Here is a 12,476-nt window from a genome sequence, read left to right on the forward strand (position 1 = left end):
CGCACCGCCCACGGTCGGTGTCGGTTCAAAGCCGCGTGAGTCAGCCCGTCGCTACGGTCAGCGGAGCGTAACGACGGGTCCAGTCGCCCGGCAGGTCCGAGGCCCCGTAAGCCATCACCGTGGTTTCGGAGCCGTTTTGCAGACCGCACTCCTTGAACCAGTCGAGCAGCTCCGCATGGCGCGCGTCGATGTCCGCGCGCAACGGTAGATCCGTCGCCTCTGCGAGCGAGGCGACGAGTGCCTGAGCGGTGGCGGTGTCGGGCGCGATCAGCGGGCCGACCACATGTGTATGAGCGCTTGGCCAGGTCGCTGCATAGCCGACGAGCTTTCCGTTGTCTTCCGCGACCCGGATGTGATCGGCATACGCGGGCAGCCGGGCGAGGACATGCGTCCGGTCTGAGCCGAAGATGGCCGTGTCCAGCCTGATCACGGCTTGCAGGTCCTCCGCCGTGGCCGGGCGGACGGTCACAGCGGACGCTCTGTCGCCGGTCGGCCGGAAGAACCCGGTGACCCGCTCGACGCGGCCCACGACGGCGAAGCCGAGCTGTTCGTAGAGCGGTTGTCCCGCGGACGTCGCATACAGGCTGAGCGGGGTGCCGACGGCCTCGTCCATCACATGGCGCATCAGGTGGCGGGCGACTCCCTGTCGCGCATATCGCTCGGCGACGAGCAGCATGCCGATGGCAGCCAGTTGCGGGCCGTAGGAGGTCACCACACAAGTGGCCATCAGGCCTTTGCCCCTGGGATCGTCCATGCCATAGGCGGTTCCTGCGGAGAGGAGCAGACCCCATCTGTGCTCATCGCGTGGCCATCCGCGGTTCTCGCAGAGATCGGCGCAGGCGACCAGATCACCCAGGGTGAGACGCCGAACAGACAATTCGGCGAGCGGACGGGGCAGAGGGGTGGGCATGAAGGTCAGGCTGTCCGACGAGATGATCGCTCGTCCACTTCTTTACCCACTGCGGCCAGGATGCGCAGCCGTCGGCCGCGCCGGGTCAACCCCCAGGGCTTCAGCACTGATACCGCGGTGATGAACAGATACGTTGCCGTCGCCACCGACGGAGCGACCACCAGGTTGATACCGACAGTGCCATGTGTCGCCGCTTCATTGATGCCGGGGCGCAACGAGAAGATCGACAGTGCCGTGGTGATCAGGGTGACGCGGGCAGGAGCCCGCCGGTGACCGCAAGCAGGACCCGACTGAGCCCGCGGGCAAGGGCCGCGGGCCCTGTGGGGGCGTAAGGCGACCAGAAGACCTTCGAGGCGAGGCACAGTATGGATGGCCCGAGGCCGTGCGCCAGTGCGGCCCGTGGCACGAGTGCGACGCCTATGTCTCGGGCCCGCCCGGCGTGATCCGTAGCAGCGTGGACGTGCTCAGGGATCGGCATGCCGGCCGAGCGCATTCGGCACGACTCCGTCGAGGCACTGGCGACCATCGGCCCCGACTGACCCGGGAGCGGAAGCCTCAGCGCTGCCCCAGAAAGAGAGGGCTGTCAGCCCTGAACCCGGAAGCGGCGGCCGGTCAGCCCAGGTCGGGCGCGTGCATCGCCCGTACGCCCTCGATATTGCCGTCCAGGTAGTGCCGCAGCGACAGCGGTACGAGATGAACCGCAGCGATTCCCATCCGGCTGAACGGCACCCGTACGACGTCGTACTTCCCGCACGGATCCTCGATCTCGGGGCCGTGGCGTCGGGACAGGTCCATCGACTCCAGTCGGCAGACGAAGAAGTGCTGAACTTTGACGCCCTTCACGCCGCCGCCCTCGATGTGCTCCACGGTGTCGACGAAGCAGGGGACCACATCGGTGATCTTGGCGCCGAGCTCCTCGTCCACCTCACGGTGCAGAGCGTCGACGACGGTTGCGTCCTCGGGTTCGACCCCGCCACCCGGCGTGAGCCAGTACGGATCCACCCCGGGCTTGGTGCGCTTGATGAGGATGAGGTCGTTGCCGTCGAGCAGGATGGCGCGTGCGGTGCGCTTGACCACAGGACGTTCGGTCATGGCAAGAGAGTGGCCCACGGAACCGGTTCTGAAACACCTGACCCGTATCGGACCGCCCTGCGCTCACCAGTCGGCGGCAGCGCGCAGCAACAACTCGTGGGGACCACGAGACTGCACTGGAACGACCTCCCCACCGCCACCCGCGACGCCGTCCTCGCCTGCACCGGCCCCATCTACGCGGCGACGACCGCGGACAGAGGGGAGGCTCGGACCGTCCGTACCACCGGCCGGCTCAGCTCTCGCCCAGCGCCGCGTCCAGTGCCCGTTCCACATCAGCCACCAGGTCGTCCGTGCTCTCGGCACCGACCGAGAAACGGATGAAGCCCTCCGGTACGGCATCACCGCCCCAGCGTGCCCGTCGCTCGGCGGTGGACCGCACACCACCGAAGCTCGTCGCGTCATCGACCAGCCGCATCTCGGTCAGAAAGCGCTCGGCCCGCTCGCGGTCGGGCAGTACGAACGACACCACGGAGCCGAAGCGCCGCATCTGACGCACGGCGTTCGGATACGAAGGGTCGGTGGGCAGGCCGGGGTACCGCAGCCCGGTCACCTTCTGGCGTTTGACCAGCGCCTCGGCCAAGGCCAGGGCGGTGGCGCACTGCCGGTCGATCCGCAGCTCCAGCGTGGCCAGCGAACGGTGCGCGAGCCAGGCCTCCATCGGTCCCGGAATCGCCCCGACGACCTTGCGCCAGCGCCGTACACCCGCTGCCAGTTCGGGATCGCGGCAGGTCACATGGCCCAGCAGGATGTCTCCGTGCCCGGTCATGCCCTTGGTGTCACTGGCCACCGAGAAGTCAGCCCCCAGTTCCAGCGGGCGCTGGCCGAGCGGCGTGGCGAGGGTGTTGTCGACAGCCACCAGAGCGCCGGCCGCGTGTGCGGCCTCGACCAGCCGGCGTACGTCGCAGACGTCGAGCCCGGGATTGGACGGGGTCTCGATCCACAGCAGCTTGGCGCCTTCGAGGAGCGCCAGCTGTGCATCGCCGCCGGTCGGCGCGGTCCGCACCTCGACGCCGTACGCCTCCAGCTGCTCACGTACCAGCGGCAGCGCCTGATATCCGTCGTCGGGCAGCACGACCACATCGCCGGTGCGCGCCTGGGACAGCAGCACGGCCGAGACCGCCGCCATTCCGGAGGCGAAGACGGTGGTCTTGACCGGCTCCCCCGGCGCCTCCAGCTCACCGATGGCGCGTTCCAGATGTGTCCAAGTCGGATTGGTGTCCCGGCCGTAGGTGTACGGACCGGTCGGTTCACCGGAGAGATGAAAGTGCGCGGCGAAGACCGGTCCGGGCAGAGTGGGCTCGAACTGCTCCGGTTCGGGCAGCCCGGCCCGTACCGCCCGGGTTCCGTCACCCATGGTGTTCATTCCGCTTCCTCACTTTTCTCCCTGGTGTGACACCCGTCCGATCTGCACTGTTTCAGTAGGTGTCGGGTCAGTCCTCGTCGGGCAGGACGACGTTCAGCGCCCACGACACGATCGAGATGATCAGACCGCCGAGTACGGCGGTCCAGAAGCCGTCGACATGGAAGCTCAGGTTGAACTGACCGGCCAGCCAGGAGGTCAGCATCAGCATGAGCGCGTTGACCACCAGGGTGATCAGCCCCAGCGTGAGGATGAAGAGCGGCAGGGTGAGCAGCTTCACGATGGGCTTGACCACAATGTTCACCAGGCCGAAGAGCAGGGCGACCACGATCAGCGTGAGTGCCTTGCGCCCGGTGCTGCCGCCGTTCAGCGTGATGTCCTGGAGCAGCCAGATGGCCACGGCCAGCGCACCTGCGTTGGCGATCGTCTTGACTACGAAATTCTTCATGTGTCTGATCGTGGCAGACACGATCGGTGGTGGACACCGGCAGGACAGCGGCAAGGGGCGGACAGGCCATGAAGGCATTCAGACTGGACGAACTGGAGGCGGAACGGGCCGCCAACGACGGCGCGTATCTGCAGTTCGTAAAGGAACGGAACATGTCCGTCGGTCTGTACGCGCTGGATGCCGGCGCGCTCGACCCGCAGCAGCCGCACAAGGAGGACGAGGTCTACTTCATTGTCAGCGGCCGTGCCTCGATCACGGTCGGCATGGAAACCACGCAGGTGGGCAGAGGAAGCGTGGTGTACGTACCCGCCGGGGTGGCCCACAAGTTCCACCACATCACCGAGGACCTGCGGATCATGGTGGTCTTCTCCCCGCCGGAGAGCTGAGCCGCTCCCGCGGAGGACCGGGCTCCGGTCTCAGGAATCCCTAGGGGGTCGATCAGGGGACTCCAAGGGCTGCGGAACCCCCGCCGGCCCCCTTTGCGCCTCTAGCATCGAAGTATCGAAACAGGAACTCACAGAGACGAGGCAAGGACGATGGCCGTGCGGGAGATATTCGCGGGGATGCCCTGGTGGGTGAAGTGGATCGCGGTGCCGGTCATCGCGATCGTCGTGTTCGGCGGTCTGATCGCCAGCGTGGTCGGGTTCGTGATCGGTCTGCTCTTCAAGGTTCTGGTCTTCGTGATCCTGGTCGGCGGACTCGTCTTCGTTGTACGCAAGTTCATGTCGTCCTCCTCCTCGCGCAGCGACTGGTAGGACGATCGGAAGCAGGCCGGGTGATTAGCCCAGCTGAGCTAAGCGCAGGACGAAACGACCCTCCTTGCGGATGCGGCCGATATGGTGACATTCCGCTGCCACCACCTGGGAATTAACTGTCCGTCACCACCCTGACCGGTGGTTTGTACGGCGTTCGGCCTCCGGACCCCAGTCATGCGGCGGCCTGTGGGGGCGGCCCCCACAGGCGGGCTGACCGCCCGTCACCACGCCTGGGGGTGACCGTTGACCACGGCATCGAGCACTGCCGTCCCGACGCTGATCGGTTCGGTCCAGCGAGCGCTGAGGCTGCTGGAAGCTGTGGGCGCCCATCGAGACGGGGCGCCCGCGAAACAGCTGGCCAGGGAAGCGGGCCTTCCCCTTCCCACTGCCTATCATCTGCTGCGCACCCTGACCCATGAGGGCTATCTGCGCAGGGAGAACGGCGTGTTTCTCTTCGGGACCGCCGCTGAGCGCCTGGCCGGCGAGGGTTCGCTGCAGAATCGTCGCAGCAGAATGACCGAGTCGCTGAGCCGCTGGCGCGACACCATCGGTGCACCGGTGTACTGCGCCGTCTACCGCGAGGGTGAGATCGAACTCATCGCGGTCGCCGGCGACCCCGCCACACCCGCGGTGGACGAGTGGGCATCTTTCCGGGAGACCGGGCACGCCCATGCGATCGGCCAGTGTCTGCTGAGCCAGCTCGACGAGAAGGCCCGCGAGGACCATCTGGACCGGCACCCTGTGCGGCCGCTGACCCGCTACTCGGTGAGAGACCGCCCGGCGTTTCTTGAACGATTGCGGTCGTTGGAACGAATGAAATCTGTCATCGAACGACAGGAGTACGCCTTGGGGACGGTCTGCGCAGCCATCCCGATCACAGCCGGATTCACCGCTGCCGCGATGGCGATTTCGGTACCGCTGGAGCAAGAAGACCGGTTGCTCCCCGCAGTCGAACAACTACGTGGCGAAGTATCCCACCTCTTGCGCTCATTCGTGTTCTCTATCAGTATCTGAAAAATCACTCCTTGTGATCTGCTATCGCGTGCACCACGATGGCGTCAATAGGGCCAGTGGGGATCATTCCTGGCCAGATTCATCTACTGCGGGGTTGGACGATGCGCGAGTCGGTTCAAGCTGAGGTCATGATGAGCTTCCTCGTCTCCGAGGAGCTCTCTTTCCGGATCCCGGTGGAGCTCCGGTACGAAGTGTGTGATCCATATGCGATCCGGATGACCTTCCATCTGCCCGGCGACGCCCCCGTCACCTGGGCATTCGGCCGTGAGCTGCTGCTCGACGGCCTCAACAGCCCCAGTGGTGACGGCGATGTGCATATCGGGCCCACGGAGCCCGAAGGGCTGTCCGACGTGCATATCCGACTTCAGGTGGGCACGGATCGCGCCCTCTTCAGGGCCGGTACGGCACCACTTGTGGCCTTTCTCGACCGGACGGACAAACTCGTGCCGCTCGGGCAGGAATGCACGCTGGGTGACTTCGAGGGCAACCTGGAAGAGGCCCTGGGCCGCATCCTCGCCGAGGAACAGAACGCCGGCTGAAGAGCACGGCGCCGCCAACCGGCCCGCCGGTCTAACGCAACACCTGCCGAATGGGTGAATCGCTCTCCGTATGGAGGCGTTCAAGGCCTCGTCCTGCGACGACGGCCCTTCCCGGTCCGTACGGGTGCCGAAGCTCCGGCTTCCGCGCCGACCCCCGTGCGGTCCGCGGAGACGACCAGCGCAGCGAGCACCGTCGTCACCGGCACCGAGGCGACCAGTCCGATCGAACCGACCAGCGTTCGTACGATCTCCTCCGCCACCAGCTCGCTGTTGGCCACCGTCCCCACGCTGCTCTGGGCGATCGAGAACAGCAGCAGCAGCGGCAGTGCGGCCCCCGCGTAGGCGAGCACCAGCGTATTGACGACCGAGGCGATGTGATCGCGCCCGATCCTGATCCCTGCCCGGTAGAGCCCCCGAGCACCCATCGTCGGGTTCGCCTGGTGCAGCTCCCAGACCGCCGATGTCTGGGTGACCGTCACATCGTCGAGCACCCCGAGCGAGCCGATGATGACACCGGCCAGCAGCAGACCGCTCATGTCGATGTGCGGGTACAGGCCGTGGATGAGACCGGTGCTGTCGTCGGTGTTGCCGGTCAGGTTCGCCCAGCCGATGAACAGCGATCCGAGCAGCCCGATCAGCAGCAATGAGATCAGTGTGCCGATCACTGCGACCGACGTGCGGGCGGTCGGGCCGTGGCACATGTAGAGCGCGATCAGCATGATGGCACTGGCGCCGACCACCGCGACAAGCAGGGGATTCGCGCCCTGGAGGATGGCCGGGAGGATGAACAGGGTCAGCACGGCGAACGACACTGCGAGCGCGACCAGTGCCATCACCCCGCGCATCCTGCCCACCGCGATGACGGCCAGGGCGAAGATCCCGGCCAGCAGAGTCATCGGGAACTTCCGGTTCACATCCGTCACCGAGTACTGCAGATCACGGGGTGCCTCGGGAGCGTATGCCACGACCACGCCCTGCCCCTTGCGCAACTGACGGGGTGCGTCGGGCTGGACGATCTCGACGAAGGTCCGGCCCTTGTCGTGACCGGTCGTCACCTCGATGTCGGCCTTCGCGCACAGCCCGGGCCCGCTCCCCGACGGCGGGGTGGTCTCGCCGCTGATGGGCGTCTGGGCGGCGTTCACGTCCTTGCAGTCCACCTTGTCGATATTCACCACCCTTCCCTGCTGGGTCTGCCGGTCGAAGCCGACACCGGTCCGCTCGTGCTGGGGCGCGCCGCCGGGCCAGAGCACCACCAGGCCGACGACGACCGCGGTGGCGAACGGGATGAGCACGGCCGCGATGACCTTGCGCAGATGCCTGGAGACGGGCGCGGCAGGGCCATGGCTGTGCGAGTGGCCGTGTTGATGGCCCTGCGGTTCGGTGTCGATATGGGGGGACGTCACCGGCCGATCATCGCAAGAAGAGAAAAGCCCTCTGTTCATTACGCCGGACAGGGCGCTAGCGTGGAGGAACCTTTGCACACGCGGGAGCTCGGAGCACCGGGCTGAGAGGGCGCTGATATCCGTACAACCGTACGGGAGAGGCTGCGCCGACCGCCGAACCTGTTACCGGGTAATGCCGGCGTAGGGAGTAGGTCTCATGACCACATCGGACGCACGCACGCCTGCCTCGAACCAGAGCGATGAGGCCGGGAAGTCCATCGGCTGGCACAAGGGGTATGTCCAGGGCTCACGCCCGGACCTCCGAGTTCCGGTCCGTCAGGTGCACCTCACCAACGGCAAAGCCGTGACGTTGTACGACACGTCGGGGCCGTACACCGACCCCACCACCGAGACCGATGTCCGTCGTGGGCTCGTACCGCTGCGGGAGAACTGGATCACCGCACGCGGCGACACCGAGGAGTACCCGGGCCGCCCCGCCCGCCCCGAGGACGACGGGCTCAAGCACACCTCGCCGCGAATGGGGTCTCCCCTGCTCGAGCGAAGCCGAGAGCTTGGGGAAGGGCTGCGCAACCTCGACGCGGTCTTTCCCGGTCGGCCGCGCCTGCCCCGTCGCAGCCGGGACGGGCAGCCGGTGACCCAGCTCGCGTACGCCCGTCGGGGTGAGATCACCCCGGAGATGGAGTACGTGGCGATCCGGGAGAACGTCGAACCCGAGGTGGTGCGCGAGGAGATCGCCGCGGGCCGGGCCGTGCTGCCGGCCAACGTCAACCACCCCGAGATCGAGCCGATGATCATCGGCAAGCGGTTCCTGGTGAAGGTCAATGCCAACATCGGCAACTCCGCGGTGAAGTCCTCCATCGAGGAGGAGGTGGAGAAGATGACATGGGCGACGCGCTGGGGCGCCGACACGGTCATGGACCTTTCCACCGGCCGCAACATCCACACCACCCGTGAGTGGGTTCTGCGCAACTCCCCCGTGCCGATCGGCACCGTTCCCCTCTACCAGGCCCTCGAAAAGGTCGACGGCCGGGCCGAGGAGCTGACCTGGAAGATCTACAAGGACACCGTCATCGAGCAGGCCGAGCAGGGCGTCGACTACATGACGGTCCACGCCGGCGTGCGCCTGCCGTATGTCCCGCTGACCGCCCGCCGCAAGACCGGCATCGTCTCCCGCGGCGGTTCGATCATGGCGGCGTGGTGCCTCGCACACCACAAGGAGTCGTTCCTGTACGAGCACTTCGAGGAGCTCTGCGAGATCCTCGCGGCGTACGACGTGACGTACTCGCTGGGCGACGGGCTGCGCCCCGGCTCGATCGCCGACGCCAACGACGAGGCCCAGTTCGCCGAACTGCGCACGCTCGGTGAACTGAACACGATCGCCAAGCGGTTCGGTGTCCAGACCATGATCGAGGGCCCGGGCCATGTCCCGATGCACAAGATCAAGGAGAACATCGACCTCCAGCAGGAGATCTGCGAGGAGGCGCCGTTCTACACGCTCGGCCCGCTGACCACCGATGTCGCTCCGGCGTACGACCACATCACCTCGGGCATCGGCGCGGCAATGATCGCGTGGTGGGGCACGGCGATGCTTTGTTACGTCACGCCCAAGGAGCACCTCGGCCTGCCCAACCGCGACGATGTGAAGACCGGCGTCATCACGTACAAGATCGCGGCCCATGCGGCGGACCTCGCCAAGGGGCACCCGGGGGCGCAGGACTGGGACGACGCGCTCTCCGACGCCCGTTTCGAATTCCGCTGGGAGGACCAGTTCAATCTGGCTCTCGACCCGGTCACGGCGCGGGAGTTCCACGACGAGACGCTGCCCGCCGAACCGGCGAAGACCGCGCACTTCTGCTCGATGTGCGGGCCGAAATTCTGTTCGATGAAGATCTCCCAGGACATCCGCCGTGAACACGGCGGTTCGCAGGCGGAGATCGAGGCAGGCATGGCGGAGAAGTCCAAGGAGTTCGCGGCAGCCGGCAACCGGGTCTATCTGCCGATCGCGGACTGATCCGTCCGACGCATGACCGAGTGGCGAAGACCGCGGCAGGCCTTCGCCACTCAGCCGCTGCTCTCCACGTGTGCATGGCAGGTTCCGGACGCTCGGTGCCGAAAAGCAGGTGATCAGGGCGGTTGCGTGTCCGTAGGATCCGCGCATGAGCGATAGCGCGGCGGAGACGAACGAGGCGGACCGGAAGCCGTGTTGGCGAGGACGGAAAGTCGCCTTCGTTCCCGTTGAAGTCGATGACGCCGAACTGCTGCAGGAGTGGCGGTCCGATCCGGCGACAGCTCATGCGATGGGCATTTGGCCACGTGCGATCACGTCGCTGCGGGAACGCATCGAGCGCGACCACGACGACCAGGACCGTGACGATTTCGTCGTCGTGCTTCCCGACGGCACGCCTGTCGGCCACGCGGCCCTGACCGAACAGGATGTCGCCGACGGTACGGCCGACGTCGAGCTGATGCTGGCTCCGCAGCACCGCGGTCACGGATACGGCACGGACGCACTCGACGCGCTGACGGACCTGGCGTTCGGAGAGTTGCCCATGTACCGCCTTCAGGCGGTCACCCACACGGACAACGCGGCCGCGCTCGCCGTTCTCGGCAGGTCGGGATTCGTCCAGGAGGGGATACGGCGATCCGCGTGTCTGCACCGGGGGCGCCGCCATGACGTCGCGGTGCTCTCACTGCTCCGTCCCGAGTGGGAGGCGCTGGCGCGCCCGAAGGCATGGGACCGCTGACCCACGCCGGTCCCGGCGCGCGGGCCGTTGGCCGACGCGGTGTTCCTGGTGGGGAGACGTTTTCCTCGCACCCGGTCAGTCCGGTTCATGCTCCGGGCCGCCGAAGTCGGGGCTGGTGAAGTCGGGGCTGGTGAAGGTCGGGCGAGGGCCCGCCGCCGGGCCGTCGTCCGGGCTGGAGAAGTCCGGTCGACTGTAGCCGATCTTCGGGATGCGGTTCGCCGAACGATGCGGTGTGCGCGACGCGGGGCCGGCGTCGGGGTCGGCGAGCGCGTCCCGCAGGAACGGCAGGATGCCGCGCTCCAGTAGTGCGTGGCGCCATGCCTCTCTGGCGCGCGCCACATCCTCCGGCAACTCGTTGTCGGCATCCTCGGCGGGCTGCGACGTCGACCCGTTGCGCAGCGCGGTGATGAGCAGCCCGGCGGCCGCGGCCAGGATGGCGGCGGCCATGACCGCAGCGAAGAACCAGCCTGCGGCGACCATCGTGGAGGCGAAGGACGGCGGCGGATTGAGCAGCCTCAGCAGATAGCCGGACAGTAGGAATATGAACGCGGCGATGCCGGCCAGCACAGGTGCCAGGACCGTGACGACGGCTCCTATGCCGGCGCCCGACTGGTTCGGACTGTCCGTGCCGGACCCTGGGCCCGATTCCTGGGCCGCCCCGTCGGCCGGTCCGCGCAGTTCTTCGCGGGCCTTCACATAGTGGTCGTACTCGGTGGCGGCCGTCTCGGTGATCAGCGCCGTGGCGTCCAGCGCCATGGTGCGCAGCTGCACGGCATTGAGCCGCTCGCCGACCGCGGCCAGATCCGGCCGTTCATGGGCGTGACGCAGTGCGTCGTCGAGGATCCGCTCGTACTCGGGGCGGTCCTCGGTCAGCAGGTGCGGAGCGCTGTTCATGTGCATCCCCCGATGCTCCGTAGGGCCTGAATACCCGCCTGGACCGGGCAGTTGGGCGGAAACGGAGGAGAGCCTGCTACTGATACGCCGATGGTAGAGCTCCCACGGCACGGGGTGACAGGGGGTTTCCGGAAATAGGCCCAGCGGTCGGCGTGGTCAGGTCGTGGATGCGTCTTCCCAGAAGAACGTCAGTCATGCAGGGGTAGTTGGACGACCAGTAGCTTTCCGGCCATGGTCACTCCGCCGTCCATGGCGATGGCGAGCCCGTCCGCGTACACGTGCGGACCTTCGACCACAGGGCCGGAACCGTCCTCGTCGTCCTCCGAGCCGACCTCGCCGAGAAGGTACGGAATGGGGCTGTGGCCATGGACAATGCGCTGCCCGCCGTAGGCCGACATCAGCTCCCGGACGGCCTGTGGCCCCGCCTCGTCGCGGAAGGCGAACCGCTTGGTGAGCTTCCGGAAGAGGTCCCAGCACTCATCGGCGTCGTTACGCGTGAGAATGGCGTGCACGGTTTCGTTGACGTCCTCGATGGTGGCGCCGTAGTCGAGGTACGCCGTCGTGTCGGAGTGCATCAGCAGATGCCCATCCTCCTCGACGATCGCGTCGAGCCGGGACATCCACTGGAGGTGGACGTCCTGAAGACGCTCCATGTCGTTCTTCTGGCCACCGTTGAGCAGCCACGCGGCCTGGAAGGTGGCGGTGCCCGCGCCGGAGTTCACCGGGGTGTCGCCGAACCGCTTGGCGCCGATGAGCAGCAGTTCGTGATTGCCCATCAGGGCCTTGCAGTAGCCGCCGGCGGCGGCGGCCTCGGCGGAGAGGCGCATCACGAGGTCGATGACGCCGATGCCGTCGGGGCCCCGGTCGGTGAAGTCGCCGAGGAACCAGAGCCGGGCATTGCCCGCGGACCAGTTGCCCTCGGCGTCGATGAGGCCCTGTTCGGCGAGGGCTGCGTGGAGTTCGTCCAGATAGCCGTGGACATCGCCGACGACGTACAGCGGTCCGAGTCCCGGATCCGGGACGGGCCGCGGGTCAGGGACGGCCTGCACCTGGATGGTGTCACCGCGATTGATCACGGGAAGGTCGCGCGCGGTGGGTGTGTACCCCTCCGGCAGCTCGTCTCCCGGAACGGCATTGCCCGGGTGCGGCGGTGAAGGCGGCACTGGAGTCTGCGCATAGGGCGGTACGCGGAAGTCACGCAACGTCGCAGTCCGCACCACGGGTTCCTGACCGGCCCCCTGTGTCATCGACCCCTCCACCACCGTCGCGCCGCCGTACACCTGACGGGCCCTGCTGGTCGGGCGGTCCGCGGTGTCG

Annotated in this window: 13 protein-coding genes; 6 read left to right on the plus strand and 7 right to left on the minus strand. The window is 67.1% G+C overall.

The window, feature by feature from the left end; all coding sequences use genetic code 11:
• Positions 1–40: 40 nt before the first annotated feature.
• From ABTZ94_RS03580 to ABTZ94_RS03600, 4 genes are all read right to left on the minus strand, one after another.
• Positions 41–910 (minus strand): GNAT family N-acetyltransferase, encoded by an 870-nt coding sequence (locus ABTZ94_RS03580; protein WP_351197070.1) that lies wholly within the window; start codon positions 908–910, stop codon positions 41–43.
• Between the two features lie 612 nt (positions 911–1,522).
• Positions 1,523–2,002 carry an NUDIX domain-containing protein gene (locus tag ABTZ94_RS03590; RefSeq protein WP_351197072.1) on the minus strand — a complete coding sequence of 160 codons (480 nt, stop codon included), beginning with the start codon at positions 2,000–2,002 and terminating at the stop codon, positions 1,523–1,525.
• Between the two features lie 232 nt (positions 2,003–2,234).
• Positions 2,235–3,365: a cystathionine gamma-lyase gene (locus ABTZ94_RS03595; protein WP_351197074.1), complete on the minus strand. Its 1,131-nt coding sequence runs from the start codon at positions 3,363–3,365 to the stop codon at positions 2,235–2,237.
• Between the two features lie 67 nt (positions 3,366–3,432).
• On the minus strand, positions 3,433–3,810 hold the full coding sequence (locus ABTZ94_RS03600; protein WP_351197076.1) for a phage holin family protein: 378 nt from the start codon (positions 3,808–3,810) through the stop codon (positions 3,433–3,435).
• A 68-nt stretch (positions 3,811–3,878) separates the two neighbouring features.
• Here ABTZ94_RS03600 and ABTZ94_RS03605 point away from each other — a divergent pair, with 68 nt between their 5' ends.
• From ABTZ94_RS03605 to ABTZ94_RS03620, 4 genes are all read left to right on the plus strand, one after another.
• Positions 3,879–4,196 (plus strand): cupin domain-containing protein, encoded by a 318-nt coding sequence (locus ABTZ94_RS03605; protein ID WP_351197078.1) that lies wholly within the window; start codon positions 3,879–3,881, stop codon positions 4,194–4,196.
• 156 nt (positions 4,197–4,352) lie between these two features.
• Positions 4,353–4,565, plus strand: coding sequence for a DUF5326 family protein (locus ABTZ94_RS03610; protein WP_093895169.1), 213 nt, complete (start codon positions 4,353–4,355; stop codon positions 4,563–4,565).
• A gap of 243 nt (positions 4,566–4,808) precedes the next feature.
• On the plus strand, positions 4,809–5,579 hold the full coding sequence (locus ABTZ94_RS03615; RefSeq protein ID WP_351197080.1) for an IclR family transcriptional regulator: 771 nt from the start codon (positions 4,809–4,811) through the stop codon (positions 5,577–5,579).
• A gap of 101 nt (positions 5,580–5,680) precedes the next feature.
• Positions 5,681–6,118 carry an SsgA family sporulation/cell division regulator gene (locus ABTZ94_RS03620; protein ID WP_093895105.1) on the plus strand — a complete coding sequence of 146 codons (438 nt, stop codon included), beginning with the start codon at positions 5,681–5,683 and terminating at the stop codon, positions 6,116–6,118.
• Positions 6,119–6,198: 80 nt separating this feature from the next.
• Here the strand turns inward: ABTZ94_RS03620 and ABTZ94_RS03625 are convergent, their stop codons facing one another.
• A complete protein-coding gene (locus ABTZ94_RS03625) occupies positions 6,199–7,521 on the minus strand; it encodes a YibE/F family protein (protein ID WP_502967167.1) in 1,323 nt (440 codons plus the stop codon).
• Between the two features lie 196 nt (positions 7,522–7,717).
• On the opposite strand from ABTZ94_RS03625, the gene thiC reads away from it, so the two are divergent.
• Both thiC and ABTZ94_RS03635 read left to right on the plus strand, forming a co-directional pair.
• Entirely contained in the window at positions 7,718–9,532 is a 1,815-nt protein-coding gene (gene thiC / locus ABTZ94_RS03630; protein ID WP_351197084.1) for a phosphomethylpyrimidine synthase ThiC, read from the plus strand.
• A gap of 145 nt (positions 9,533–9,677) precedes the next feature.
• The gene (locus ABTZ94_RS03635; RefSeq protein WP_351197086.1) at positions 9,678–10,265 is read left to right on the plus strand and encodes a GNAT family N-acetyltransferase; all 588 of its coding nucleotides are present in this window, start codon (positions 9,678–9,680) and stop codon (positions 10,263–10,265) included.
• A 75-nt stretch (positions 10,266–10,340) separates the two neighbouring features.
• On the opposite strand, the gene ABTZ94_RS03640 is transcribed toward ABTZ94_RS03635, so the two are convergent.
• Together ABTZ94_RS03640 and ABTZ94_RS03645 are read right to left on the minus strand one after the other, a co-directional pair.
• Positions 10,341–11,165 (minus strand): hypothetical protein, encoded by an 825-nt coding sequence (locus ABTZ94_RS03640; protein ID WP_351197088.1) that lies wholly within the window; start codon positions 11,163–11,165, stop codon positions 10,341–10,343.
• Between the two features lie 182 nt (positions 11,166–11,347).
• Complete coding sequence (locus tag ABTZ94_RS03645; protein ID WP_351197090.1) at positions 11,348–12,406, minus strand: metallophosphoesterase; 1,059 nt, start codon at positions 12,404–12,406, stop codon at positions 11,348–11,350.
• Between the last annotated feature and the right edge of the window lie 70 nt (positions 12,407–12,476).

This window comes from Streptomyces sp. NPDC002785 (genome assembly GCF_040295565.1).
Lineage (GTDB): Bacteria > Actinomycetota > Actinomycetes > Streptomycetales > Streptomycetaceae > Streptomyces.

What these genes read in the sequence shown, in the direction of transcription:
- ABTZ94_RS03580 (WP_351197070.1), bottom strand. Translation starts at nt 910, where the DNA reads ATGCCCACCCCTCTGCCCCGTCCGCTCGCCGAATTGTCTGTTCGGCGT.
- ABTZ94_RS03590 (WP_351197072.1), bottom strand. Translation starts at nt 2,002, where the DNA reads ATGACCGAACGTCCTGTGGTCAAGCGCACCGCACGCGCCATCCTGCTC.
- ABTZ94_RS03595 (WP_351197074.1), bottom strand. Translation starts at nt 3,365, where the DNA reads ATGAACACCATGGGTGACGGAACCCGGGCGGTACGGGCCGGGCTGCCC.
- ABTZ94_RS03600 (WP_351197076.1), bottom strand. Translation starts at nt 3,810, where the DNA reads ATGAAGAATTTCGTAGTCAAGACGATCGCCAACGCAGGTGCGCTGGCC.
- ABTZ94_RS03605 (WP_351197078.1), top strand. Translation starts at nt 3,879, where the DNA reads ATGAAGGCATTCAGACTGGACGAACTGGAGGCGGAACGGGCCGCCAAC.
- ABTZ94_RS03620 (WP_093895105.1), top strand. Translation starts at nt 5,681, where the DNA reads ATGCGCGAGTCGGTTCAAGCTGAGGTCATGATGAGCTTCCTCGTCTCC.
- thiC (WP_351197084.1), top strand. Translation starts at nt 7,718, where the DNA reads ATGACCACATCGGACGCACGCACGCCTGCCTCGAACCAGAGCGATGAG.
- ABTZ94_RS03635 (WP_351197086.1), top strand. Translation starts at nt 9,678, where the DNA reads ATGAGCGATAGCGCGGCGGAGACGAACGAGGCGGACCGGAAGCCGTGT.
- ABTZ94_RS03640 (WP_351197088.1), bottom strand. Translation starts at nt 11,165, where the DNA reads ATGCACATGAACAGCGCTCCGCACCTGCTGACCGAGGACCGCCCCGAG.
- ABTZ94_RS03645 (WP_351197090.1), bottom strand. Translation starts at nt 12,406, where the DNA reads ATGACACAGGGGGCCGGTCAGGAACCCGTGGTGCGGACTGCGACGTTG.